General features: G+C 60.6%; 23 protein-coding genes. 6 read left to right on the forward strand and 17 right to left on the reverse strand.

Annotated elements, in window-relative coordinates:
* The first annotated feature begins 8 nt into the window (after positions 1–8).
* Positions 9–785 carry an N-acetylmuramoyl-L-alanine amidase gene (locus BFN10_RS18940; protein ID WP_071490953.1) on the forward strand — a complete coding sequence of 259 codons (777 nt, stop codon included), beginning with the start codon at positions 9–11 and terminating at the stop codon, positions 783–785.
* On the opposite strand, the gene BFN10_RS18945 is transcribed toward BFN10_RS18940, so the two are convergent.
* Both BFN10_RS18945 and algB read right to left on the reverse strand, forming a co-directional pair.
* Entirely contained in the window at positions 782–2,569 is a 1,788-nt protein-coding gene (locus BFN10_RS18945) for a KinB sensor domain-containing domain (RefSeq protein WP_071490954.1), read from the reverse strand. The genes BFN10_RS18940 and BFN10_RS18945 overlap by 4 nt on opposite strands.
* 10 nt (positions 2,570–2,579) lie before the next feature.
* Positions 2,580–3,926, reverse strand: a complete 1,347-nt coding sequence (gene algB, locus BFN10_RS18950; RefSeq protein ID WP_058424438.1) for a sigma-54-dependent response regulator transcription factor AlgB — start codon at positions 3,924–3,926, stop codon at positions 2,580–2,582.
* 378 nt (positions 3,927–4,304) lie between these two features.
* Here algB and BFN10_RS18955 point away from each other — a divergent pair, with 378 nt between their 5' ends.
* From BFN10_RS18955 to BFN10_RS18975, 5 genes are all read left to right on the forward strand, one after another.
* Positions 4,305–4,589 carry a hypothetical protein gene (locus BFN10_RS18955; RefSeq protein WP_071490977.1) on the forward strand — a complete coding sequence of 95 codons (285 nt, stop codon included), beginning with the start codon at positions 4,305–4,307 and terminating at the stop codon, positions 4,587–4,589.
* A gap of 75 nt (positions 4,590–4,664) precedes the next feature.
* Complete coding sequence (locus BFN10_RS18960) at positions 4,665–4,829, forward strand: DUF1328 domain-containing protein (protein WP_003170804.1); 165 nt, start codon at positions 4,665–4,667, stop codon at positions 4,827–4,829.
* A gap of 2 nt (positions 4,830–4,831) precedes the next feature.
* The gene (locus BFN10_RS18965) at positions 4,832–5,299 is read left to right on the forward strand and encodes an inhibitor of vertebrate lysozyme family protein (protein WP_071490955.1); all 468 of its coding nucleotides are present in this window, start codon (positions 4,832–4,834) and stop codon (positions 5,297–5,299) included.
* 727 nt (positions 5,300–6,026) lie between these two features.
* Positions 6,027–7,358, forward strand: coding sequence for a glutamate/aspartate:proton symporter GltP (gltP, locus tag BFN10_RS18970; protein WP_058424440.1), 1,332 nt, complete (start codon positions 6,027–6,029; stop codon positions 7,356–7,358).
* A 98-nt stretch (positions 7,359–7,456) separates the two neighbouring features.
* Positions 7,457–8,686 carry a nucleoside recognition domain-containing protein gene (locus BFN10_RS18975; RefSeq protein ID WP_071490956.1) on the forward strand — a complete coding sequence of 410 codons (1,230 nt, stop codon included), beginning with the start codon at positions 7,457–7,459 and terminating at the stop codon, positions 8,684–8,686.
* A 92-nt stretch (positions 8,687–8,778) separates the two neighbouring features.
* On the opposite strand, the gene BFN10_RS18980 is transcribed toward BFN10_RS18975, so the two are convergent.
* The 15 genes from BFN10_RS18980 to BFN10_RS19050 all read right to left on the reverse strand — a co-directional run bounded on the left by BFN10_RS18980 (position 8,779) and on the right by BFN10_RS19050 (position 23,079).
* Positions 8,779–9,390 carry an ABC-type transport auxiliary lipoprotein family protein gene (locus BFN10_RS18980; RefSeq protein WP_071490957.1) on the reverse strand — a complete coding sequence of 204 codons (612 nt, stop codon included), beginning with the start codon at positions 9,388–9,390 and terminating at the stop codon, positions 8,779–8,781.
* Positions 9,387–10,325 carry an MlaD family protein gene (locus BFN10_RS18985; RefSeq protein WP_071490958.1) on the reverse strand — a complete coding sequence of 313 codons (939 nt, stop codon included), beginning with the start codon at positions 10,323–10,325 and terminating at the stop codon, positions 9,387–9,389. The genes BFN10_RS18980 and BFN10_RS18985 overlap by 4 nt, the downstream gene beginning before the upstream one ends.
* A gap of 1 nt (position 10,326) precedes the next feature.
* Positions 10,327–11,130: an ABC transporter ATP-binding protein gene (locus tag BFN10_RS18990; RefSeq protein ID WP_071490959.1), complete on the reverse strand. Its 804-nt coding sequence runs from the start codon at positions 11,128–11,130 to the stop codon at positions 10,327–10,329.
* Positions 11,127–12,275: an ABC transporter permease gene (locus BFN10_RS18995; RefSeq protein ID WP_071490960.1), complete on the reverse strand. Its 1,149-nt coding sequence runs from the start codon at positions 12,273–12,275 to the stop codon at positions 11,127–11,129. Before BFN10_RS18995 ends, BFN10_RS18990 begins: the two co-directional genes overlap by 4 nt.
* Positions 12,276–12,329: 54 nt before the next feature.
* On the reverse strand, positions 12,330–13,361 hold the full coding sequence (locus BFN10_RS19000; protein WP_071490961.1) for a DUF5924 family protein: 1,032 nt from the start codon (positions 13,359–13,361) through the stop codon (positions 12,330–12,332).
* 68 nt (positions 13,362–13,429) lie between these two features.
* The gene (locus BFN10_RS19005; RefSeq protein WP_071490962.1) at positions 13,430–14,815 is read right to left on the reverse strand and encodes a M16 family metallopeptidase; all 1,386 of its coding nucleotides are present in this window, start codon (positions 14,813–14,815) and stop codon (positions 13,430–13,432) included.
* A gap of 58 nt (positions 14,816–14,873) precedes the next feature.
* A complete protein-coding gene (locus BFN10_RS19010) occupies positions 14,874–16,532 on the reverse strand; it encodes a Na/Pi cotransporter family protein (protein WP_058424447.1) in 1,659 nt (552 codons plus the stop codon).
* A 212-nt stretch (positions 16,533–16,744) separates the two neighbouring features.
* Positions 16,745–17,512 (reverse strand): TerC family protein, encoded by a 768-nt coding sequence (locus BFN10_RS19015; RefSeq protein WP_014716354.1) that lies wholly within the window; start codon positions 17,510–17,512, stop codon positions 16,745–16,747.
* A gap of 65 nt (positions 17,513–17,577) precedes the next feature.
* Positions 17,578–18,885, reverse strand: a complete 1,308-nt coding sequence (locus BFN10_RS19020) for a CitMHS family transporter (protein ID WP_071490963.1) — start codon at positions 18,883–18,885, stop codon at positions 17,578–17,580.
* A gap of 379 nt (positions 18,886–19,264) precedes the next feature.
* On the reverse strand, positions 19,265–21,226 hold the full coding sequence (locus BFN10_RS19025) for a DUF7844 domain-containing protein (RefSeq protein WP_071490964.1): 1,962 nt from the start codon (positions 21,224–21,226) through the stop codon (positions 19,265–19,267).
* Complete coding sequence (locus tag BFN10_RS19030) at positions 21,223–21,543, reverse strand: DUF2388 domain-containing protein (RefSeq protein WP_071490965.1); 321 nt, start codon at positions 21,541–21,543, stop codon at positions 21,223–21,225. Before BFN10_RS19030 ends, BFN10_RS19025 begins: the two co-directional genes overlap by 4 nt.
* Positions 21,544–21,569: 26 nt before the next feature.
* On the reverse strand, positions 21,570–21,878 hold the full coding sequence (locus BFN10_RS19035) for a DUF2388 domain-containing protein (protein WP_071490966.1): 309 nt from the start codon (positions 21,876–21,878) through the stop codon (positions 21,570–21,572).
* Positions 21,879–21,958: 80 nt separating this feature from the next.
* Positions 21,959–22,279: a DUF2388 domain-containing protein gene (locus BFN10_RS19040; RefSeq protein WP_071490967.1), complete on the reverse strand. Its 321-nt coding sequence runs from the start codon at positions 22,277–22,279 to the stop codon at positions 21,959–21,961.
* Between the two features lie 136 nt (positions 22,280–22,415).
* Positions 22,416–22,601: a DUF1127 domain-containing protein gene (locus BFN10_RS19045; RefSeq protein ID WP_071490968.1), complete on the reverse strand. Its 186-nt coding sequence runs from the start codon at positions 22,599–22,601 to the stop codon at positions 22,416–22,418.
* A gap of 262 nt (positions 22,602–22,863) precedes the next feature.
* Positions 22,864–23,079 carry a DUF1127 domain-containing protein gene (locus BFN10_RS19050; RefSeq protein WP_012721550.1) on the reverse strand — a complete coding sequence of 72 codons (216 nt, stop codon included), beginning with the start codon at positions 23,077–23,079 and terminating at the stop codon, positions 22,864–22,866.
* Positions 23,080–23,343: the final 264 nt, after the last annotated feature.

The following is a 23,343-nucleotide window of genomic DNA, read 5'->3' on the forward strand; positions in this document are numbered from 1 at the left end:
CTACCGCCATGAAATCCTTGTACTTCGCTTTTGTGTTCCTTGTGCTCGCAGGCTGTGCCAGCGGCCCTCGCCTAAACACCAACCACCCCTCGGTGAACCACGACAACCGCGTGCAGTTCGTGATCGTGCATTACACCTCGACCAACCTTGAACGCTCGCTGGCATTGCTCACCCATGGTCAGGTCAGCAGCCATTACCTGATCGGCGACGACGCCTCGGCCACCATCTACAAGCTGGTGGACGAGAGCCAGCGCGCCTGGCACGCGGGGGAAAGCGAGTGGATGGGCCGCACCTGGCTCAACTCCAGCTCCATTGGCATCGAGATCGTGAACCCAGGCTACAAGGACACACCTACGGGCCGCTTGTGGTACCCCTACTCAGAGGCGCAGGTGAAGTCCCTGGTGGTGTTGCTCAAGGACATCAGCAAGCGCAACGGTATCGACCCCAAGAATATTATTGGTCACAGCGATATCGCGCCGTTGCGCAAGCTCGACCCAGGCCCGATGTTCCCCTGGAAGCGGCTGGCCGCCGAAGGGTTGGGCGTTTGGCCGGATGCGCAGGCCGTTGCGCGGTTTCAGGTGCAATACGCCGCCGAGCTGCCAAGCATCACCTGGTTCCAGGAAGAGCTGGCCCGCCTGGGCTACCAGACGCCCCAGACCGGCGAGTTGGATGTCGCCACGCGCCATGTGATCGCGGCGTTCCAGATGCATTTCCGGCCGTCGCTGTTCGATGGCACGCCGGATGCAGAAAGTGCAGCCATTCTGCGTGCGTTGAACCGAAGCTAGAGCGGCAGCGCCATATAGAACTGAGTGCCCTGCCCCGGTCGCGAGTACACGCCCATGCGGCCACCGTGCAATTGCACGATTTCCTTGCACAGCGCCAGCCCCAGGCCGGCGCCGCCTTTCTTGCGGCCCACCTGGACAAAGGGTTCGAAGATCCGCCCCTGCTGCCCGTAGGCGATGCCCTCGCCGTTATCCTCGACGCTGACGATCACCCGCTCGCCATGGCGCCGTGCCTGCAGGCGTATCTGCCCGCCCGCGGGAGTGTGGCGCAGCGCGTTGCCCAGTAGATTGTCGAGCACACGCTCCAGTTGGATCTGGTCTGCATACAGCCGAGGCAGGTCGGATTGGGCTTCCACCAGCAGTTCGATATTTTGCGCGTTGGCGGGCTCGGCGAAGCGTGCTCGGGCGTGCTCGAGCAGATCGGTGACGTCGCACGGCCCCAGCGTGAGTTTTTGCAGGCCGTTCTGGTAGCGTGAGAAGTTGAGCAGGTCGTTGATCAACTGCATCAGGCGCTGCATCTCTTCATTGACGGTATCCAGCAAGTCCGCTTCGCGGGACTCCGCCGGGAACTTCGCACGTTCGCGGAAGAGTCCGAAGGCCATATGCATGCCGGTCACCGGCGTACGCAGTTCATGGGAAGCGCGCAGTACGAACTCGCTGCGCACCCGCTCGAAGGCGCGTTGTTCAGTCACGTCATGCAGCACCATCACTGCGCCGAGAATATGTCCCTGGGTATGGCTGACCGGGGTCAGGCTGTAGGTCAGCAGGCGCAGTTCGCCCTCGACCTCCACTTCCAGATCCTCCGGCGCCCGCTCCAGGTTGCCGCCGCGCAGCACCAGGTGCAGTTGCTCATCCAGCTCCGGACGCGACAAGGCTTCGCCCAGGCCTTGGCCGAGGCGCTCCTCGTCCCAGCCCAGTTGGCGCTGAGCCACGGGGTTGAGATGCTCCAGGCGGCCTTGGCGGTCAATCATCAGCAAGCCATCGTCGATGCTGTCGAGCACAGCCTGCAAGCGCTGTTGGCCGGCCAGCAGTTCATCCACATTGGTCGCCTGATGCTGGCGCAGAGCTTCGGCCATGATGCCGAAGCGGCGGGTCAGCTGGTTCATTTCTGCTGCCGAGGAGATTGGCAGCGTCACCTCGAAATCCCCTTGTCCGATCTTGTCTGCCGCTTTGGCCAGCGCTTCGATCGGTCCGCCAAAACGCCGCGCGATGCCATGGGCTGTCACAAACCCGATGATCAGCACGGCAAGCCCCACCAACCCCAGTAATCCGGCGACCAATAACGCGCGTTCGCGGGACTTGTGCTCGCTGTTGCTGATGTTTTCCAAAGCCTGCTTGTGTTCGGCGATCAGGCCATTGCGCAGCGTGTTGAAAGTGTCGGTGAGTTTGTCCTTGGCGCCGGGCGGCGGCGTCGGTTGCTGGGATTCATCAAAGGCCTCCAGCAGCGCCTGATATTGGCCTCGGGCCTGGCTGAATCCCGTCCCGCGACCGTCGCGCTGTTCATGGGCAATGCCTTGATCCAGCAGGTCGAAGTAGCGCCGTTCCGAGGATTGCAGCGCCTCGGGGTCCGGCCGGTCTTCCAGCATCATGATCAATTGATCGCCCAGGCTCTGGCGTAGCTTGAGGCCCAGGTCCAGAGTGACGAAATTGCTGCGAATCAGGGACTCCTGGGTCTTGGCCATTTGCATGACACTTACCAGGCCCAGGATCAAACCCAGCAGGGCAACGGTAATCAGCGCTGAGATGCTCAGGAATAATCGAGTGCGCAACTTCATCGCTAACTTCATAGAGTACAGCTCACAGGTTGTACTGTTTGCGTTTGCGGTACAGGGTCGACGCGTCGATGCCGAGGGTGCGGGCCGCCTGGTCCAGGGTATCGCTGGTGGCAAGCACTGCGCCGATGTGGGCTTTCTCCAACTGGTCCAGACTGAGTGCCGCGCCAATGCGTGGAGCATTGTTGCTAGGTTGTTCGGCCATGCCCAGGTGGCTGATTTCCACCTTCTCCTGCGGGCAAATGATGCTGGCGCGCTCCACCACGTTACGCAGTTCGCGAATGTTGCCCGGCCAGCGGTAGTTGAGCAGCGCTTCGCGCGCTTCATCGCTGAAACCGCGTGCTGGTCGGGCATATTCCTTGACGAAGCGCGCCAGGAACCGGTCGGCCAGGGTCAGGATGTCTTCACTGCGCTCGCGCAACGGTGGCAGATGCAAGGTGATTACATTGAGGCGGTACAGCAAGTCTTCACGGAAGCGGCCGTCACGCACCATGTCTTCCAGGTTCAGGTTGGTGGCGGCGAGGATGCGCACATCGGCACGGCGGGTGACAGGGTCGCCCACGCGCTCGTACTCCTTGTCCTGGATGAACCTCAGTAACTTGGGTTGCAAGGTGAGGGGAAAGTCGCCGATCTCGTCGAGAAACAGCGTGCCGCCGTCCGCTTGGTTGACGCGGCCCAGGGTGCTTTCACTGGCGCCGGTAAACGCCCCTCGACTATGGCCGAACAGCTCGCTTTCCATCAGTTCTGCCGTCAAAGAGGGGCAGTTGATGGTCACGCAGGATTTCTTCGAACGCTTGCTCCAGCCGTGAATTGCGCGGGCCAGTTCGCCTTTACCCGTGCCGGACTCGCCAAGGATCAGGATGTTCGCATCTGTCCCAGCCACCTGGCGCGCCGTTTCCAGCACCACCATCATTGATGGGCTGTGAGAGTCGAGGCCGTCTTTCGGCTGGCGCACTTCGCCCTCCAGGGCTTCGAGCCGCGCAGACAGTTGGCGCACTTCCAACTGCTTGGCGGTGGCCAGGCGCAGTTGATCGGGGCTGCAGGGTTTTACCAGGTAGTCAGCGGCGCCGGCCTGGATAGCATCGACGGCGGTATCGACTGCCGAATGGGCGGTGACGATCACCACGCGCATCCAGGGCGCCTGGATTCGCATCTGGGCCAGCACATCCAGGCCATTGTCTTCGCCCAGGCGCAAGTCCAGGAAGCACAGGTCGAATACCTGGCGTTGCATCAAGGCGTCGGCCTGGGCCGCGCTGTTCGCAGTGGCGACGGTGTAGCCTTCATCTTCCAGGCAATAACGGAAGGTGCGGAGGATCGCGGACTCATCGTCCACTAAAAGAATGCGGCCTTGAAGTTCCTTGGCTGATTCCATCTGTCCCGCGCTCCTTAAACTATGAATGATGGTGTTTAGTCCCGGAATAATCGGGCAAGTTGCATGGTTTATTCTGATGGATAAATAGCAGTCTCGTGCAGGTAGCTGCATCACTTCCTACAAAGCCCCGTCTGATGGCGTTTTCATGCCGTCTTGCCACTTCGGCAACACCCTCTTCGTTTTCTATCCCTCGACCCGACCGCTGGCCATCGTGCATTTCGCACGGCATACACGGAGGCATCGTGCAGGATGCTGGAGGGTGCATGAGTCTTTAGTTCATAACTATATGATTTTATTGAGTTTTATTTTGTAAAAAAACTGGCACGCGCTCTGCAATAGCTCTTCCAACGAATAATCAAAATGCGGGAGAACAACAGCATGACTCGCCAAAGCCTCAGCCAACTGCGTGTATCGCCACTGCGCTTGCAGCAAGGTCTGTTTGCCAGCTTGGCCCTGATGGTCACGCTGATCGGTGGCCAGCAGTTGCAACATTGGCAGCAGAGTCAGCAGCAGATCCCCCAGTTTGAACGTCCGTCCATGACCCAAACCCATTTCCGTTCCGTTGGCAGTGTTGCTGCCGATGCAACAGCCCCGCAACTGCGGATGGTTGACCAGGAGTCTTCCCTGAGTGAGCTGCCATCCCAGGAGCGTTGGGTGTTCTAGGCACCAAAAGGCCACTTTCGTGGCCGCAAAGCACTACCGCTGTTACCTCTATAAAGAAGCATAAGGAGAATCACCATGTTGAGTTGGGCAATCACATTTCTGATCATCGCCATTGTGGCTGCAGTCCTGGGCTTCGGTGGTATCGCGGGCACTGCCACGGGTATCGCAAAAATTCTGTTTGTGGTGTTTCTGGTGATGTTCATCGCTTCCTTCTTCTTTGGTCGTCGCGGCCGAGGCTGAAAATGACCACTTTGTCCTTCAAAGCCATTACTGCCGCCCTGCTACTGGGCGGCAGCGGCTTGGCGATGGCCGCCAACGACGGCCAGTCCCGAGCCAACGAATTGCTCAGCGCGGACCCGCAATACCGTGAGACCTGGCAAGGCGTGGTGAAGAAAGAAGAGCGCCTGCCGGAATGGGTGATAAACCTGTCCGGCACCGCTGAGCAAATGAATGCCGTGGAAGAAGATGGCGACAAGTACCTGGTCGGGCCGCTCTGCGAAACCGCGGACACCTGCCTGAACAAACGCCTGATCGTTGCCTTCAGCCTCGACAAGGAAGATGCCTACGCCATGTTGGTGGAAGTCCCGGCCGGTCTGCCGAAGGACAAGTCTCCAACACGGCACGCCGATTACCGTTTTATCGGTAAACCGGATGAAGGCATGCAGAAGCTGCTGATGGAGCAGCTGAAGAAAGATCCGAATTGGTACTAGGTTCCGTCTGACACGCGTGTTGTCTGCGGGGCCGGCGTCCATAGAAGGAAGCCCTTGCTTCTTTCTGTTTGCACCGCTTGCCAAGGGCGGTGCATGACCAAGGGGCCGGGTTGCTCTGATCACCTACGATCGGCGCGACCTACGGGTACAGGGAGTGCCTGCGCAAGGGCCGGGTCAGGCGAAAAGCTGCGACGCAGGTTCACAAGCCATCGGCTTGCTGAACTTGCGGCGGGCTTTAACGCTCCTTTTTTCGCTGTTCATGCCGCCCTTAGTCGCCAATCACCTTTCTGCTCATCTCCAAACATTACTTAGTGTGTCGGGTAGACCATCTATCGATAAATTTTGGTGGGTGCCATAGGACATTTCCGACACTAAATGATGGAATTCTCAGGCATTTCCGCCAGGTCCCCGAGGACGTCCCGAATCTCTGAGCGAGCCGGGTTTGGCCGGTTCACGGCATTTTTGTCGGACAAAATGTCACATTTGAACTGACCGTTCGGACAGTTATTATTAAAAAATCTCATGCCGATTCGGCATAGGGTAGGCGTTTACGGCATTAGACGTCGAACCCTTGCATGGGAATAGTTGCGCCTTTTTTCGCCTGCCAGTAAGCCATTTCGGCCATGCTGCGGTGACCTTCCATGGAGGCAGATGCACACACTTTTTCGCTCTCGAGCGTTGCGGCTGGCGCATTTGCCTTAAGTTCACTTGAAGTAAGGGTAATGACATGAAGAAGGCAAAGCTAAGCCTCGCCTGGCAGATCCTCATCGGTTTGGTGCTGGGGATCGCAATCGGTGCAGTGCTTAACCATTTCAGTGCTGAAAAAGCCTGGTGGATCAGCAACGTATTGCAGCCAGCGGGCGATATCTTTATCCGCCTGATCAAGATGATCGTGATCCCGATTGTGATTTCCTCGCTGATCGTCGGCATTGCCGGTGTGGGTGATGCGAAGAAACTCGGGCGCATCGGCGTCAAAACCATCCTTTACTTCGAAATCGTCACCACCATCGCTATCGTGGTCGGCCTGCTGCTGGCCAACCTGTTCCACCCGGGCGCGGGTATCGACATGAGTACCCTGGGTACCGTCGACATCTCCAAGTACACCGCCACTGCTGCCGAAGTGCAGCATGAGCATGCGTTCATCCAGACCATCCTCAACCTGATCCCGTCGAACATCTTTGCCGCCGTCGCCCGTGGCGAGATGCTGCCGATCATCTTCTTCTCGGTGCTGTTCGGCCTTGGCTTGTCGAGCCTCAAGCCTGAGCTGCGTGAGCCGCTGGTCACCATGTTCCAGGGCGTGTCCGAGAGCATGTTCAAAGTCACTCACATGATCATGAAGTACGCCCCTATCGGGGTCTTCGCACTGATCGCGGTGACCGTTGCCAACTTCGGCTTTGCCTCGCTGCTACCGCTGGCCAAGCTGGTGATCCTGGTTTACGTCGCCATCCTGTTCTTCGCGTTCGTGATCCTCGGCCTGATTGCCCGCCTGTTCGGCTTCTCGGTGATCAAGCTGATGCGCATCTTCAAGGATGAGCTGGTACTGGCCTACTCCACCGCCAGTTCCGAGACCGTGCTGCCGCGTGTGATCGAGAAGATGGAAGCCTACGGCGCGCCGAAAGCCATCTGCAGTTTCGTGGTGCCGACCGGTTACTCGTTCAACCTCGACGGTTCGACCCTGTACCAGAGCATCGCGGCGATCTTCATTGCCCAGCTGTATGGCATCGACCTGTCGATCGGCCAGCAACTGATGCTGGTGCTGACCCTGATGGTCACCTCCAAAGGCATCGCTGGCGTGCCGGGTGTGTCCTTCGTGGTGCTGCTGGCCACCCTGGGCAGCGTGGGCATTCCGCTGGAAGGCCTGGCGTTCATCGCCGGTGTCGACCGCATCATGGACATGGCGCGTACTGCCCTGAACGTGATCGGCAATGCCTTGGCCGTGCTGGTGATCTCCCGTTGGGAAGGCATGTACGACGACGCCAAGGGCGAGCGCTACTGGAACTCGCTGCCGCATTGGCGCACCAAGACCGCCGCACCGGTCGCCCAGGCCACCCGCAGCTGATAGCGTGACGGCTTAAAGACAAACCCCGGAAAATTCCGGGGTTTGTCGTTTCTGCCGGCCCCGCTATCATTCGTCCCATTCTTCGGGGGATTCAACTGATGCTCAATGGCCTGTGGCTTGGCTTCTTTGTCGTGGCAATGGTGTCGGCACTGGCGCAATGGCTGGTCGGCGGTAACGCCGGGATATTCGCGGCAATGGTCGAAAGCATTTTCGCCATGGCCAAATTGTCGGTGGAAGTCATGGTGCTGTTGTTCGGCACCCTGACGCTGTGGCTGGGTTTTCTGCGCATCGCAGAGAAAGCCGGGATCGTCGATTGGCTGGCCAAGGCCCTCGGCCCGCTGTTCCGCCGTTTGATGCCGGAAGTGCCCGCCGGCCACCCGGCCATCGGCTTGATCACCCTCAACTTTGCCGCCAACGGCCTGGGCCTGGATAACGCCGCCACCCCCATCGGGCTCAAGGCGATGAAGGCCTTGCAGGAACTCAACCCCATCCCCAACACCGCCAGTAACGCGCAGATCCTGTTCCTGGTGCTCAACGCGTCTTCATTGACGCTGTTGCCGGTAACCATCTTCATGTACCGCGCCCAGCAAGGCGCGGCGGACCCGACGCTGGTGTTCCTGCCGATCCTGCTCGCAACCAGTGCATCCACGCTGGTGGGGCTGCTCTCGGTGGCAATCATGCAGCGCCTGCGGCTGTGGGACCCGGTGGTGCTGGCGTACCTGGTTCCCGGTGCGCTGGTCTTGGGTGGTTTCATGGCGTTGTTGGCGACCCTCTCCGCCACGGCGCTGGCCGGGCTGTCCTCGATCCTTGGCAACCTCACCTTGTTCGGCCTGATCATGCTGTTCCTGGTGATCGGTGCGCTGCGCAAGGTCAAGGTCTACGAGGCGTTTGTCGAAGGCGCCAAGGAAGGCTTCGACGTGGCGAAGAACCTGCTGCCGTACCTGGTGGCGATGCTCTGCGCCGTGGGGGTGTTGCGAGCGTCGGGCGCGTTGGACTTCGGCCTTGAAGGCATACGCCATGTGGTCGCCTGGACGGGCATGGACACGCGCTTTGTCGATGCCTTGCCGACCGCGATGGTCAAGCCGTTTTCCGGCAGCGCCGCGCGGGCGATGTTGATCGAGACCATGCAGACGCAGGGCGTGGACAGCTTCCCGGCGCTGGTCGCGGCGACGATCCAGGGCAGTACCGAGACCACTTTCTATGTGTTGGCGGTGTACTTCGGTTCGGTGGGTATCCAGCGCGCGCGGCACGCCGTGGGCTGTGCGTTGCTGGCGGAGTTGGCCGGCGTCGTTGCGGCGATTGCGGTGTGCTATTGGTTCTTTGGTTAAGGCTCGGATTGCTATCGGGGGCAAGCCCCCTCCCACATTTGAATGTGTTCACAGATCAACCTGTGGGAGGGGGCTTGCCCCCGATGAGGCCCTCAGTGTTTAGCTGCACTATTGCCTTGCTGAACAACCCACCCTACCACCTGCTTATTCAATTGATCCCCCGCCTGCCCAAACCCGGCAACCACTGCCGGCACCTTGGTGTCGCTCACCGGCTGCCTCACCTCAAACCGTCGGCTGGCCACGATCCGTTGATCACTGCCGCGTACCAGCCGCGCATCCAGGCGAATCACCACCTCTACCGCACCGCCGTGATATTCACTCTGGAACGCCTGCAATTGCCCACCCAGTTCGTAGTCGGACTGCAGGTTGGTGTCATCGGTGCTCAGCAGCGTCACCCGGCCATCACGCTGGAAGCCGTCCATGAAGCGGTTGCGCAACAGCACCGGCGCCGGATCGCTCCAGCGCGAGTTCGCATAGCTGCTGATCAGGTCGCCAGTGGGCACCACGGCAATGCGCGGGCTGTCGAGAAACTCGCTGGTCTGCGGCTTGTTCACACGCAGTGACCAGCTGACCGGCGCGCCCTGGCTGGCGGTCTGCGCCGCGGCCAGGCGATACACATCCGAAGGGTCGGCCTTGGGCAGGATCGAACACGCGCTCACCAGTGCCAGGGCCAAAGGGGCGATCATTGTGTAAGCACGCTTCATGGCGTGAACTCCTTGTTCTTGTCGCTGCCCAGCAGGTAACCGCTGGGGTTGGCTTCCAGGCGGCGGGAGATGGCGCGCAGCGAACCCAGGGTTTCGCGCAGCTCGCGCACGGCCGGCGCCAGTTCGTTAAGGCCTTGCATGCCGCTGTTCACCGAGTCCTTGTTGTTGGTCAACAAGGTGTTGATGGTCGCGGTGCTTTGTTCAAGGGATTTCATGGCCTGCTCGGCGCTGCCGAAGGCCTGCTTGCCTTGTTCGTTGAGCAAGCCATTGGCGTTGCGCATGAGCACGGTGGTCTGTTCCAGCGCCGCAGTCGCCTGCTTGCTCACCAGCATCAGTTGCTGCATCACCACCTTGATATCGCCGCGCTGGTCGGCAATCGCGCCGGTGGTTTGCTGCAGGTTCTCCAGGGTGTTGCTCAAGCGCTCGACGTTCTCGCGGGAGAACATGTGATTGGCGTTGTGCAACAGCAGGTTGACGCTGGTCATCAGGTCGTTGCTGTTGTTCAGTAAGCGCGCGATGGGCGATGGCGAGGCTATGATCTGCGGCAGGTTGCCGTCCTTGCCCTTGAGCTCGGGACTCTGCGGGGTGCCGCCACTGAGCTGGATGATCGAGGTGCCGGTGATACCGGTCAGGGCGAGCTTGGCCTGGGTGTCTTCCTTGATCGGCGTCTGCCCGGCCAGGCGGATGCGCGCGAGCACGCGGCGCGGGTCCTTGGGGTCCAGGCTCAGGCTGATCACGTCGCCCACCTTGATCCCGCTGTACTGCACCGAGCTGCCCTGGGACAGGCCGCTGACCGCCTCGTTGAAGATCACTTCGTAGTCCTGGAAGGCGCTGTCGACGCTGGACTTGGCCAGCCACAGGCCGAACAGCATCGCGCCGACCACCACGATCACACTGAACAGACCGATCATCACATGATGGGCTCGGGTTTCCATGTCATACCTCGTTGAGCGATTGAGCGGCATCCAATGCCGCGCGGCCACGGGGGCCGTGGAAATATTCGTGGATCCACGCGTCGTCGGTTTCCGAGACAACATCGATGGCATCGGCCACCAGCACTTTCTTCTGTGCCAGCACCGCCACGCGGTCGGTAATGGTGTACAGCGTGTCCAGGTCGTGGGTGACCAGGAATACGCTCAGGCCCAGCGCATCGCGCAGGGTCAGGATCAGTTGGTCGAATTGCGCCGCACCGATGGGGTCGAGGCCCGCCGTGGGTTCGTCGAGGAACAGAATGTCCGGGTCCAGCGCCAATGCGCGGGCCAGGGCGGCGCGCTTGATCATGCCGCCGGACAGCGAGGCCGGATATTTGTCCGCCGCCGACAATGGCAGCCCGGCCAGGGCCAGCTTGACGGCGGCCAAGTGCTCGGCGTCGCGGCGGCTGAGGCCGGCGTGTTCGATCAAGGGCAGCGCGACGTTTTCGGTAACGGTCAGCGAGGAAAACAACGCGCCCTTCTGGAATAGCACGCCAAAGCGTCGTTCCACCAAAGAGCGTTCGTGCTCCGGCAGGCTTGGCAGGTTCTTGCCGAACACCCGCACCTCACCTTCGCTGGGACGACGCAGGCCGACAATGCTGCGCAACAGCACCGACTTGCCGCTGCCGGAGCCGCCAACCACTGCGAGGATCTCGCCCTTGTACAAATCCAGGTCGAGGTTTTCATGCACGCTCTGGCTGCCAAAGCGATTGCACAGGCCGCGCACTTCAATCACCGCCTCACTGGGCGCTCGGTGTAGACGACTCACCAGCCCATCTCCATGAAAAACAGCGCGGCCACGGCATCCATCACGATCACCACAAAGATCGATTGCACCACGCTGGAGGTGGTGTGGGCACCGACCGATTCGGCGCTGCCGCTGACCTTGAAGCCTTCCAGGCAACCAATCGCAGCGATCAGGAACGCAAAGATCGGCGCTTTCACCATACCCACGAGGAAGTGCTGCACGCCGATGTCCGATTGCAGCAGCGAGAGGAACATCGCCGGCGAAATATCCAGGGCCACCGCGCACACCACGCCGCCGCCGATGATGCCTGAGAGCATTGCCAGGAACGTCAGCATCGGCAGCGCCACCAGCAGCGCCAGCACGCGGGGCAGTACCAGCAGTTCCATCGGGTCCAGGCCCAGGGTGCGGATCGCGTCGATTTCTTCGTTGGCCTTCATCGAGCCGATCTGTGCGGTAAAGGCACTGGCGGTGCGGCCGGCGATCAGGATCGCGGTGAGCAAGACGCCGAATTCCCGTAGGAAAGAGAACGCCACCAGGTCTACCGTGAAGATCGTCGCACCGAAGCTCTTGAGCACCGTGGCGCCGAGGAAGGCCACCACCGCACCCACCAGGAACGTCAGCAAAGCCACGATGGGCGCGGCATCCAGTCCGACCTGTTCGAGGTGCGCAACCATGGGCGTCACGCGCCAGCGCTTGGGGCGCAAGATGCTACGGGCGAAGGTTTCGAGAATCAGGCCGACGAAACCCAGGAGTTTCTTGGTGTCCTGCCAGACCGTGTCCACCGCACGGCCGATACGTGCCAGAACCTGAATGCCCGCCGCTTCTTCCGGGGCTTTTTCCGGCACGCAAAAATCATTCAGGGAACGGTAGACGGTCTTGAGCAGCGCGCGGTCGGCGGCAGACAAGCTGCAATCGGTCTGCTCGGCGGACTGCTCGATGCGGGTCGGTCCCAGCAGTTCCACCAGCAACGAGGCGCCCGCGGTATCCAGGGCGCCGAGGCCGTTGAGGTCGATGCGCGCGCCGGCGTCGTATTGGCCGTCGAGCTTGTCCGACAGCTTTTTCAGACTGGCATAGTGGGCAAGCGTCCAGTCCCCCGTAATCCGCAGTTGTGGCGGGGTGGTGGACGTATCGAGGTGGGCTGCGCCGGCCGTTGTAGGGGGGGTCATAAGCTCCGAGCTTGTTTGGCTATCCACAATTCCTACGTAATAGCACGATACGGCCTACTTTGGGTTGTCCGTTTGTGCTGAGTCCGTCACCTTGAAGCGCAGCACACCGATCACCTGCCCGTCTTCGGTCAGCACCCGTACCTGCCAGCGGCCCACGGCGTCGGCCGGGAAGTTCTGCTTGTGGGTCCACGCGCGGTAACCCTCTTTGCGCCCGCCGTGGATATCCAGGGCGATGCGGTCGACCTCTTGGCCATTGAATTTCCACACGTGGTAAATGCGTTCATCCAGTCCACGCGGCGCATTGATCGCGGTATAGGCGTACAGCCCACCGCTGCGCAGTTGGGCGGCAGTGACTTCCTTGAGGTCGTCGCCTGGCGTGCGGTCCTGCAGTTGGGTGCTGATGGCCACTTCGGTCATCCACAAGGTGGCCGGAGGCACCCAACTGCGCAGGAACCACCCGGCGCAGCCGATGGCGGCGGTCACCCCGAGCAGCATCGCCCAGCCTTTGACGCTACGCAGCGGCAGGCTTACCGCCAGGCTGGGGATCGACAGTGCCATGGCCACGCCGAGGGCCAGTTTGTAACTCTCGGCGGTGGTCAGGTGCAGGATGATCGGCAACGCGGTGAGCAGCGCCGCGAACAGCGTAAAGGTGTGCAGTGCAAGGAACAGCGAGCGCTTGGGCGCCAGCCACTTGTAGTAAAGCGGGTCGGTGATCGAGATCAGCGCCGCGGCGCCAAGCAAGCCCGTGAATACCGATTGGCCACTGTTCCACGCGGTGGTGACGAAAAAGAACGGCAGCACGAAAAACAGACTTTCCTGGTGGATCATCTGGGTCGCGTAGCGCAACAGCGGTTCGGGGATTTCGCGCTTGAAAATCCTGGTGAACAGCTGGGTGAAGCTGTTTTCCAGCATCAGCCACAGCCAGCTCACCAGCATGATCACCGCAATCCAGCTGGCCATGCCCTGCTGGCGATCCACCAGAATGAAGCTGCCCACGCCTGAGATAAAACCGCCGAGTGCAATCACCCCTGGGTAGCGCTTGATCAGCTCGAGGATGCGCTGGATTAAGTGGGTCAGGTTTGGCATTCGGCGGTTCACAGTCTTGTAGGAAAAAATCCCAGACAGAATAACGTCTTAGGCCGTTGTCCGGTGCCTCATTGCGCAATCCGTTTGCGATAAAGCCGCACGCCGATCAGCACAAAGGCGATCAGTCCCAGCACTGCGGCGCCGATCCAGCTCAGCATGTCGTAGCTGAGCAGCGGTTTTTCGATACGCCAGTAACCGGGCTGCTTGAACACTTCACGCATGGCCTGGTTGGTCTGGTCCAGGCTCACGGCCTTGATGCGCTTGGCCGGGTCACTGAAGTGGCCGTTGTTGTAATCGCCGGACGCGCTCCAGTAGTAGTCGGCCAAGGCGCTGTTGCCTTGCACGGCCCACGCCTGGCGCGCAATGGCAGCTTGTTGCAGGCGCGCAAATACCGCTGGGTCGAGGCCGTCCTTGAGCAGTCGGGCCTTGAGGTCCTGGAGTACGTGTTCCGCTTCGGGAAGATTTTCCCGCTCTAAGTCGGCATTCAGGCTGAGGAACCCGACACCGCCGAGTACTTCGCGCTCGCTCCAGGGGCCGTAGGACAAACCGTGCTTGAGACGCAGTTGGCGGTACAGCGCCCAGTCGAGGTAATCCTTGAGCAGGTCGTAGGTTTCATCATGCCCCTCGTCCAGCACCGGTTCGGGAAATAACCAGTGCAATTTGGCGCTGTTGCCGACCCAGCCGTGGATCAACTCGCGATGGCTGGCAGCGGCGTGTTGTATTTCCGGCAGCGCCGGATGCTCAGTGGGGTCGACCGGATCGAGTTGGCCGTAGGTGCGTTCCAGGTAGGCGGGCAGCAGTTTGTCGAGGTCGCCGACGATAATCAGGGTCATGTTGTTGGGGGCGTACCAGCGTGCGCGCAGGTTCTCCAGCTGGTCGCGGGTCAGGTGATCGACTTCGGCGCGCTCGGCGCATTTGAGCCCCAGTTCGACGGCCAATTGGTTGCTGGCGGTGTGGCCCAGGTCTTGGCGGTCCAACAGGCGTTGCAAGTGTGAGTAGTGGCCGCCGTCTTCGCGCTCCACTACCCGCTTGGCGGCGTTGATATTGGCGTCGGTCAGTTCGGTGCGGGTGATGATCGCCAGCAGCAGGTCCAGCACTTTGCGCTGGTTTTGCGCGGGCGCCTCGATCACAAAGGTGGTATCGGCGTTGCTGGTGTAGGCATTCCACTCGCCGCCCAGGGCTTGCATACGGTCTTCCAGCTCGGCTTCGCCACCGCCGTCGATGCCGCTGAACAGCAAGTGTTCGAGCAGGTGCGGCAGCTCTTTGTCTGCGCAGTTGAAGTCATCCAGGCCTACACCGACCACCAGGCGGATCGCTACATGCCCGCGTTCGGTGCCGGGTTTGAGCAACAATTGCAGGCCGTTGGGCAAGGTGTAGCCCTCGACTTGCAGGCGGTCAAAGGCAAAGGCGTGGGCAGATCCCATGAGCAGGCAAGCGAACAACAGGCGACGCATAACAAGCTTCCTGGCGAGTGAGGTCATTTTTTAACTGACTTCACGGGCCACCGTACGTTCAGGGCGAATGTGTGATGTCGGCAATATCTTCGGCGGAGAGCGCGCCGGTGTCAGACGTTTCCAACACTACATAAGCACTGCTGCAAAACAACGAGTTCAGGCGTTTCATATCGGCAATCAGTTCCAGGTGCAGAGAGCTGGTCTCCAGGCTCTGGACGATCTTGCGCTGAAGGCGGCTGACATGGGCGTGGGCCAGGCGCCGTTCCTGGGCGCGGAAGCGGCGCTTCTCGCGCAGCAACTGGCGGGCGCTTTCCGGGTCGGCGCTGAGGAACACCGACAACCCCAGGCGCAGGTTGGCGATCAACTGGCTGTGCAGGCCGGTGAGTTCTTCCAGGCCCACTTCGGAGAACTGACGACGCTGGGAGGTTTTCTGCTGCTGGACTTTGCGCAGCATGCGTTCGATCAGGTCGCCGGCCAGTTTAAGGTTGATCGACAGTTCGATGATCTCGGCCCAGCGCCGATTGTCGTGTTCACTGAGATCTTCCCGGGGCATTTGTGCCAGGTAGAGTTTGATCGCGCTGTACAGCGCTTCGACATCATCGCTGAGGCTGCGCATTTCCTGGGTGATGGCGGTCTGCTTGCCGCGCAGCACTTCGAGCATGGCGGTGAGCATATTGTCGATCAGGTCCCCCAGGCGCAGGGTCTCGCGGGCAGCGTTGGCCAGTGCCAGGCTGGGTGTGGCCAGGGCGGCCAGGTCCAGATGGCGTGGTTTGGCCTTGCCGTTCACCTCTTCGCGCTCAGGCAGCAACCAGGCACACAAGCGGGCCATCGGGCCAATGGTCGGCAACAGGATCAGGCAACGGCTGACGTTGTAGAGCAGGTGGAAGGTGATGACCATGCCTTGCGCGCTGTAGTCCAGGCCATCCATCCAGCGTACGAGCGGGTCGAGCACCGGGATGATCAGCAGCAGGCCGATCAATTTGTACAACAGGCTGCCCAAGGCTACCTGGCGTCCGGCAGCGTTCTGCATGCTGGTGCTGAGGAACGCCAGCACGCCGCTGCCGATGTTGGCGCCGATCACCAGGCCGATGGCCACGTGCAGGCCGATCACACCGGCGCCGGCCAGGGTGGCCGTCAGCAGGACGGCGGCCAGGCTGGAATAGGAAATCATCGCGAACAAGGCGCCGACCAGGGCGTCGAGCAGGATATCGCCGGTCAACGACGCGAAGATGACTTTGACGCCCTGGGCATGGGTAATCGGCCCGGCCGCTTCCACAATCAATTGCAGTGCGAGGATGATCAGCCCGAGACCGATACCCACCCGGCCCAACTGCCCTGCCCGCGTCTGTTTGCGTGACAGGAAGAAGATCACCCCGAGAAAAATCAGCAGCGGCGACAGCCAAGACAAATCAAACGTCAGCACCCGCGCCATCAGCGCGGTACCGACGTCGGCGCCGAGCATGGTCGCCAGGGCGGGCATCAGCCCCATCAGGCCCTGGCCGACAAAGGACGTGACCAGCATTGCCGTGGCGTTGCTGCTCTGCACCATGGCTGTCACCAGGATACCGGCGATAAACGCCAGCCAGCGCTTGGACATGTTCTGCCCGATGACTTGGCGCAAGTTGGAACCGTAGACCCGCAGGATGCCGGTACGGACGATATGCGTGCCCCAGATAAGCAGGGTCACGGCGGAAAGCAGATTGAGCAAGGTCAGCATGCTCGGCCCCCCGTGTGGGTGCGCTCGAAAATGAGCGAAGGAAAGTTGCCGCGTGCCGCTCTACGTCTTGTACTTAAGCTGTAGTTGGCGAATGCGCTCTGCGCCAGCATCGCATAGCTAAAGTGGGGATTGAAATAAAACTGTCATGAAATCAGCTTTTTGCGGATAAAAATAAGGGGCCTGTGCAGGCCCCTTAATTGTCTGGCTCGGGTTTATTGACCCGGAATGTCTTTGCGCAGTTTCACAGGATCCTGCTGTTTCTTCTTTTTCGCGATCGCGGTGCGCATCTTGATGTTCACCGCTTCCACCGCCAGCGAGAACGCCATGGCGAAGTAGACGTAGCCTTTTGGCACGTGCACGTCGAAGGATTCGGCGATCAGCACGGTACCGACTACCAGCAGGAACGACAGCGCGAGCATCTTCAACGACGGGTGCTTGTCGATGAATTCGCTGATGGTGCCGGCTGCCAGCATCATCACCAATACCGCCACGACAATCGCCGCGACCATCACCGGTACATGGGAGACCATGCCGACCGCAGTGATCACCGAGTCCAGGGAGAACACGATGTCGATGATCGCGATCTGGATGATGGTGTAGATGAACTTGCCACCGGCGCCCTTCGGCTCGTCGTGGGTTTCGTCTTCACCTTCCAGCGCGTGGTACATCTCCTGGGAGCTTTTCCAGAGCAGGAACAGGCCACCGAAGAACAGGATCAGGTCGCGACCGGAGATGCCTTGGCCGAAGACCACGAACAGGTCGGCGGTCAGTTGCATCACCCAGGTGATCGACAACAGCAACAGGATGCGCGTGACCATGGCCAGGGCCAGGCCGAAGATCCGGGTGCGTGCCTGCATGTGCTTGGGCATGCGGCTGACCAGGATCGAAATCATGATGATGTTATCGATGCCCAGGACGATCTCGAGGGCCGTCAGGGTGAAGAAGGCAATCCAGATTTCCGGATTGGTCAGCCATTCCATGTGTATTCCTTTAAGCGAGTGTTAAACCGCGCAAGCTGCAGCGCCGCGCGGTTGGGTGTTTGGGATTATAGAGTGCTGAAAAGCGGAATAATCCCCATCAGCAAAGCGGCGACCATTATGCACAGGCATACCAGCACTGCCCACTTGAGGGTGAAGCGCTGGTGATCGCCAAATTCGATACCTGCCAAAGCGACCAACAGGTAGGTCGAGGGTACCAGTGGGCTCAACAGGTGCACGGGTTGTCCGACGATCGACGCACGTCCCATTTCTGCAGCCGTGATGCCGTAGTGGCTGGCGGCTTCGGCGAGTACGGGCAGTACGCCATAGTAGAACGCGTCGTTGGACATGAAGAAGGTGAACGGCATGCTCACCAGTGCAGTGATCACCGCCAGGTAAGGGCCCAATGCATCAGGGATGACCGCCAGCAGGCTCTTGGACATGGCATCGACCATGCCGGTACCCGACAGGATACCAGTGAAGATACCGGCCGCGAAGATCAGCCCAACCACCGCCAGTACGCTGCCGGAGTGGGCGGCGACGCGGTCTTTCTGCATCTGCAGGCACGGGTAGTTGACGATCATCGCGATACTGAACGCCACCATGAACAGCACCGGCAGCGGCAGCAGGCCGGCGATCAGCGCGCACATCAGGGCGAAGGTCAGCGCGCCGTTGAACCAGATCAGTTTCGGGCGACGGGCGTCCGGGTATTGGGAGACGCTGATCTCGCTGTGGTCGATCTCATCGCCTTGCAGGTGCAGTTCGCCCAGACGTGCGCGCTCGCGCTTGCCGTACAGGTAGGCGATCGCCAGGATCGCGACCACACCGGCGGCCATCGCCGGGATCATCGGTACGAAAATGTCCGAAGGGTCCACATGCAATGCACTGGCGGCACGAGCGGTCGGGCCACCCCAAGGGGTCATGTTCATCACGCCACCGGCGAGAATGATCAGGCCGGCCATGATCCGGGGGCTCATGCCGATGCGCTGGTACAGCGGCAACATGGCGGCCACGCAGATCATGTAGGTGGTGGCGCCGTCACCGTCCAGGGACACGACCAGGGCCAGTACAGCGGTGCCGACCGAGACTTTCAGCGGGTCGCCCTTGACCATCTTGAGGATCTTGCGCACGGCCGGGTCGAACAGGCCGGAGTCAATCATCAGGGCGAAGTACAGAATGGCGAACATCAGCATCACGCCGGTGGGCGCAAGCTTGGTGATACCGGCCAGCATCATTGGGCCGATCTCGGGTGCGAAGCCACCGAACAGCGCGAACAGGATCGGCACGATGATCAGGGCGATCAGCGCGGACAGGCGCTTGGTCATGATCAGGAACATGAACGTGATGACCATGGCAAAGCCAAGGAAAGTCAGCATAGGAATACTCCAGGCGTAGCGCGGCTAGGGAATGGCGAACCGGGTGGCGGTCAGCGCAGAACGAAAGGCACGAGGCGTACGGGTGGAGTTGGGGCGAACAGGCGGGTACGGGCGGACATCGGGAATCACCATTGTTGTTGTTAACAGCCGGTCTGTTGCCGGCAGTGGGGGCGATCCTAGACGGGTAAGCTTTCAGCCAGCTTTCGCTGAGTAAACGGGTGACGAAGGGAATGCACGCAGTCTCTGGATTTATGTAGATCAACATGTGGGAGGGGACTTGCCCCCGATAACAGGGTGCCAGTCACTGCATGCGCAGGCTGACACACCGCTATCGGGGGCAAGCCCCCTCCCACATTTGTCTATATTTTGCTTGAGGTTTTTAGGGCAGTTCGAGGCCGCCGGCGGCTTTGTGCAGCTTGCGCAAGTGTTCGCCCACCAGCTTGAGGTTGGCTTCACAGGCGGCTATCTCGGCTGAACGGGAAGGCTCCAGCAGCGCCCTCACCTCCTTGTCCAATTCGCCGGTCAGCGATTGCAGCTGCTTCTGGCGTTCGGCGCTTTCCGATTCCAGGCGTGTGGCTTCCGAAGGTTGCGGCAGGCCATAGCCGCCGCTGCCCAGCAGTTCAGCCGGGCGACTGAGGAAGCCGCTGTTGGCGAGGATTTGTTGCAGCGTGGCGTTGGCTTTCTCCATGCCACCGTTTTTCAGCTCGCGGGCGCCGAGGTAGCGTTGTTTGACTTCGTCCTGGGCCAGCATCAACTGCTTGCGAAAGCTCGCCTGCTCCAGCAGCAGCAACGCGGCGCTGGTGCGCAGATCGGCCTGGTCGAACCACTGGCGACGCTCCTCGGCGCTCAGGGATAGCCAGTCTTCGACCTGGGTCTGTTTGATCGGCAGGTGTTTGCGCAGCACATCGAACATGGCTTGGTAGCGTTCGCGGAAGGAGTCGAAGTGATAACCCAGGCGCAATGCCCTGCGTTTGTCATGCAGCACACTGGTGTCGGCCAGGCCGCGTGCGCTCAGCACCTCGAGCAAGCCATTGGGGGTGATGTTGTCCAGGCCGGTCAATTGCGGGTTGGCGCTGCCGCTGCGTAGCAGTTTCAGGCTTTCCACCGCGCAGTTGTTGGAGATGAAGAAGTAGTTGCCGTCGTAGCTCCAATGCATTTCGGCGGCATGCTCGACGGTATCGTTGATTTCCTGGCGGGTCAGTTTCAACGGCACCGAGGCCAGGCCGCGCAGCTCGGTCTTGGTGTATTCATCGATCACTTGCGCCAGCGGCAGCACGAACAGCCGCGAGGGGTATTTGCCGACCAGGCCATCCCAACTCGACAGCTGTACGTCACCGACGAACGCGCGATAGGAAAGAACCAGATGCTGGTCCAGGTCCAGCCGGCAATCCGGTCCACGCGGGCGGCCCGGTGCGCAGATCACCAGGCGCAGCATGCTGTGGCCCCAGCGGCTGACCAGGTTCTGGTTGGCTTCGGCCAGCAGGTAGTCGATCTCGTAGACGCGCTCCGGGTCCACATGGCCCAGCGGTGTCTTGGCAAAATCGTTACCGGCATTGAGGAACGCGTAGGTGCTGGCGCAGGTGTCTTGTTGCGGCGGGGCCCAGCCGAAGTGTTCCTTGTAATAGCGGAACAGCGCGGGACGGCGGCAGGCGTAGCCAGGGTCGAGGAGGAAATACTCCATGTTGACCGCGACGAACTCCAGCGGGCTGGTGGTTTCGTAAATGTCCGGGCTGCGAGCCACCTGATGGTTGTGCTGCTCACGCTCGCCACGGCGCCCGACGTATTGCGGCCAACCGGCCAGGTCCAGCAGGCGTGGATCATCGCTCAGGGTAAAGCGCCGGCCATTCTGGCCACGGCATTGATCAGGCAGGCCGATCAGGCCGGTGAGGTTGTTCTGGCGGCTGCAGCGATTGATCAGCGTGCGGTCTTCTTTGGACCACAGGCGCGCACGGTCATAGATGTGGGTCAGTTCATGCAGCACCGTGGCGAGCATTTCCCGGCGCACAGTGCCGTGGGGGCGATTGGTTTTCTGGGTGGCGGCGCTACCGTCGGTCAGGCTGGCCAGCAGGTTGCTGTTGAGGTCCAGCTCGGACACGAGCGAGGCTTGCCCGTAGGCGTTCTCGGGCATCTTGTCGGTCCAGCCGACATCAATGCGCCGGTCCAACTGCTCGACAAAGCGTGGCGGCAGGGAGCGCATCGCTTCGTCGAGCAACGCCTGGCTGGCCTGTTGTTCAGCCGGGCTCAGACCTTCGGTCTTGAGTCGCAGCTGCAGGCTGGCCTGGGCTGCGCTGGCGCACAGCAGCACTGCCCCGGCCAGGAGCCAGGCGACGATTCGCCTCACAGTGCGAGGATGGCTTCGGCGAGGGTCTGGTCACTGGCGTCGCGGGCTTCCGGCAGGCGTGTGCGCAGGGCGTCGAAGGCGGCCTCAAGGTGGGCGCCACGGATCTCGCCATTGCTGGCGACGAAACTGGCGGCGTCATCGTGGGCTTCGCGCACGACCTTGGAGTCGCGGATGGAGGTGGTGGTGTCCGAGGTGAAATCAATGGTGCGGCCGGAGGCGCGAACAATGATGTTACTGGTGGCCACCAGCGTATGCGCCTGGGCGATGTCGGCCAACAACAGCAGGCCCAGGGTGGCAGCAATCAGCGGGCTACGCATGGAATGACTCCAAAAAATAAGGATGATTATTGGACGAGAATTGCCTGCGCCAGTTCAAGGTCGCTGGCGTTAAGTTTTGGTTGGCTACGGCGCAGATAATCCAATGCCGACTCCAGCCGCGCGCCCCGCCATTGGCCGTCAGTGGCGATAAACGCAGCGGCGTCATCCTGGGCGGCCATTATCACTTTTCTGTCGAAGGGTGCGGAGGTCACCTTGCTGGTGACATACGCGCTCACGACGGTGTTCTGGGTGGTGAGGTCAAAGGCTGAAGCCATCGGCGACCAAGCGAACGAAAACATCACAGGGACGATTAAAAGGCGGTATGAAAAAACCATGGCACTCGACAACTGAAAACGAGCGCCAAGGCTAGCGCAATGCCCGGGCGAGAGCCAGCGCCCGGGCGTCCGCCTTGTCGTCAGATGGCCAGGATGGCTTGGGCCAGTTGTGCATCAGTGGCAGTGTTCAATTGCGGCGCTTGCTGGCGGATCTGGGCCAGGGCGCTTTCCAGTTTCACGCCACGGATGGCGCCTTCGCTGGCGACAAAGCTGGCGGCGTCGTCACGGGCTGCACGCACGACCTTGTTGTCACGTAGGGAGGACGTGGCATCGGAGGTGGCGTCGGAAGTGGCCTTCAGCGCGCCGACGATGGAGTCGGTAGTCACGATGAAGCTGCTCGCGTTGGCGTTGGCAGCCAGGGCCAACAGGGTGGCAGCACTCAGCAGGCGAAGACGGGACATGGGATGACTCCAGTAGATGAACGGATAAGGTGGCGCAGGGCAGCCATTGGGGATCAGACGCCTGTACTGCGCGGTTTGCCACATTGTGAATGGATATTAAGCCGCCGCTTATCCGTTCGGGAAGCGCCTTGACTGCCTAGTCACGCCAGAACGGCTTGGACAGCTCGGCCATTCGGTCGCCCTGACTGATGCCGACGTCGGAGAGCTCCCGGGTATCAAGCTGCGACAATTGGCGTCGTTCATAAGCGTGGCGTAGCCACTTGGCCAGAATGGAGGCTGCCTGGAGTGACAGTCGCTTATAAAGGGGGGGTGACGTATTCATGGCGAGTACCTTTCATGAGGTCTTGGAACACCATGTTGGGTGGCGGCTTCCGACCGATACAGATACACCAATGTTAAATTGTACCGCTTAACTGTTATATATTTTTAACTGTACCTATTGCTGCGCTAGGCTTCTGTTTTCCGTTAAAAATCCGAATCCTGGAAACAACAAAGCCCGCCTCCGGTTTCCCGGGGCGGGCTTTGTTTTGACAAATCAGGTTGCTGGCAGTGGACCCGTCAGGTCAGGGCCAGCGAGCGCTGAATCAGCGCCAGAACGGCTTGCTCAGCTCTTCGTAGCGTTGAGCTTCGCTGATGCCTGCGTCAGCCAGCAGACGCGAATCCAGACGAGCCAGTTGGTGGCGGCTGGAGATGCGGCGCTGCCACAACATCAGGTTGGCGATAACGCGCAGAGGCAGGGAGGCCTGGGTGTTAACAGCTTTTTCTTCGAAGAACAGTTCGGAACTGAGTGTACGTTCCATGATGACATCCTTCCGCTTGTGGCGGGATTAGGTAGTGGTTTAACTGATGCCAATGATCCTCTTCCGGCGCAACACTCTCTAGATACAGTTCACCTGTATTGTGAGGGGCCAGTTAACTGTTTATAGCTGCTGTACTGTACGTAAATGGGGCAACTGTACCTGTCCGCACTGAAATAGTGCGAAATAGGTATTTTTGGTGAGGTTCGTAGGATATTTCGGTAGGAAATGACCGGTACAGTAGTACAGTTTTATCATTAAGTGGGG

Origin of the sequence: Pseudomonas extremorientalis (assembly GCF_001870465.1) — a bacterium.
Taxonomy (GTDB): domain Bacteria; phylum Pseudomonadota; class Gammaproteobacteria; order Pseudomonadales; family Pseudomonadaceae; genus Aquipseudomonas; species Aquipseudomonas extremorientalis.

Coding starts and splice junctions, on each gene's coding strand:
- BFN10_RS18980 (WP_071490957.1), bottom strand. CDS start 9,390: ATGAAGCGTGCTTACACAATGATCGCCCCTTTGGCCCTGGCACTGGTG.
- BFN10_RS18985 (WP_071490958.1), bottom strand. CDS start 10,325: ATGGAAACCCGAGCCCATCATGTGATGATCGGTCTGTTCAGTGTGATC.
- BFN10_RS18995 (WP_071490960.1), bottom strand. CDS start 12,275: ATGACCCCCCCTACAACGGCCGGCGCAGCCCACCTCGATACGTCCACC.
- BFN10_RS18955 (WP_071490977.1), top strand. CDS start 4,305: ATGACTCGCCAAAGCCTCAGCCAACTGCGTGTATCGCCACTGCGCTTG.
- BFN10_RS19030 (WP_071490965.1), bottom strand. CDS start 21,543: ATGCGTAGCCCGCTGATTGCTGCCACCCTGGGCCTGCTGTTGTTGGCC.
- BFN10_RS19000 (WP_071490961.1), bottom strand. CDS start 13,361: ATGCCAAACCTGACCCACTTAATCCAGCGCATCCTCGAGCTGATCAAG.
- gltP (WP_058424440.1), top strand. CDS start 6,027: ATGAAGAAGGCAAAGCTAAGCCTCGCCTGGCAGATCCTCATCGGTTTG.
- BFN10_RS18960 (WP_003170804.1), top strand. CDS start 4,665: ATGTTGAGTTGGGCAATCACATTTCTGATCATCGCCATTGTGGCTGCA.
- BFN10_RS19035 (WP_071490966.1), bottom strand. CDS start 21,878: ATGGTTTTTTCATACCGCCTTTTAATCGTCCCTGTGATGTTTTCGTTC.
- BFN10_RS19045 (WP_071490968.1), bottom strand. CDS start 22,601: ATGAATACGTCACCCCCCCTTTATAAGCGACTGTCACTCCAGGCAGCC.
- BFN10_RS18975 (WP_071490956.1), top strand. CDS start 7,457: ATGCTCAATGGCCTGTGGCTTGGCTTCTTTGTCGTGGCAATGGTGTCG.
- BFN10_RS19050 (WP_012721550.1), bottom strand. CDS start 23,079: ATGGAACGTACACTCAGTTCCGAACTGTTCTTCGAAGAAAAAGCTGTT.
- BFN10_RS18940 (WP_071490953.1), top strand. CDS start 9: ATGAAATCCTTGTACTTCGCTTTTGTGTTCCTTGTGCTCGCAGGCTGT.
- BFN10_RS19020 (WP_071490963.1), bottom strand. CDS start 18,885: ATGCTGACTTTCCTTGGCTTTGCCATGGTCATCACGTTCATGTTCCTG.
- BFN10_RS19015 (WP_014716354.1), bottom strand. CDS start 17,512: ATGGAATGGCTGACCAATCCGGAAATCTGGATTGCCTTCTTCACCCTG.
- BFN10_RS18945 (WP_071490954.1), bottom strand. CDS start 2,569: ATGAAGTTAGCGATGAAGTTGCGCACTCGATTATTCCTGAGCATCTCA.
- BFN10_RS19010 (WP_058424447.1), bottom strand. CDS start 16,532: ATGCTGACCTTGCTCAATCTGCTTTCCGCCGTGACCCTGCTTATCTGG.
- BFN10_RS19040 (WP_071490967.1), bottom strand. CDS start 22,279: ATGTCCCGTCTTCGCCTGCTGAGTGCTGCCACCCTGTTGGCCCTGGCT.
- BFN10_RS18965 (WP_071490955.1), top strand. CDS start 4,832: ATGACCACTTTGTCCTTCAAAGCCATTACTGCCGCCCTGCTACTGGGC.
- algB (WP_058424438.1), bottom strand. CDS start 3,926: ATGGAATCAGCCAAGGAACTTCAAGGCCGCATTCTTTTAGTGGACGAT.
- BFN10_RS19005 (WP_071490962.1), bottom strand. CDS start 14,815: ATGCGTCGCCTGTTGTTCGCTTGCCTGCTCATGGGATCTGCCCACGCC.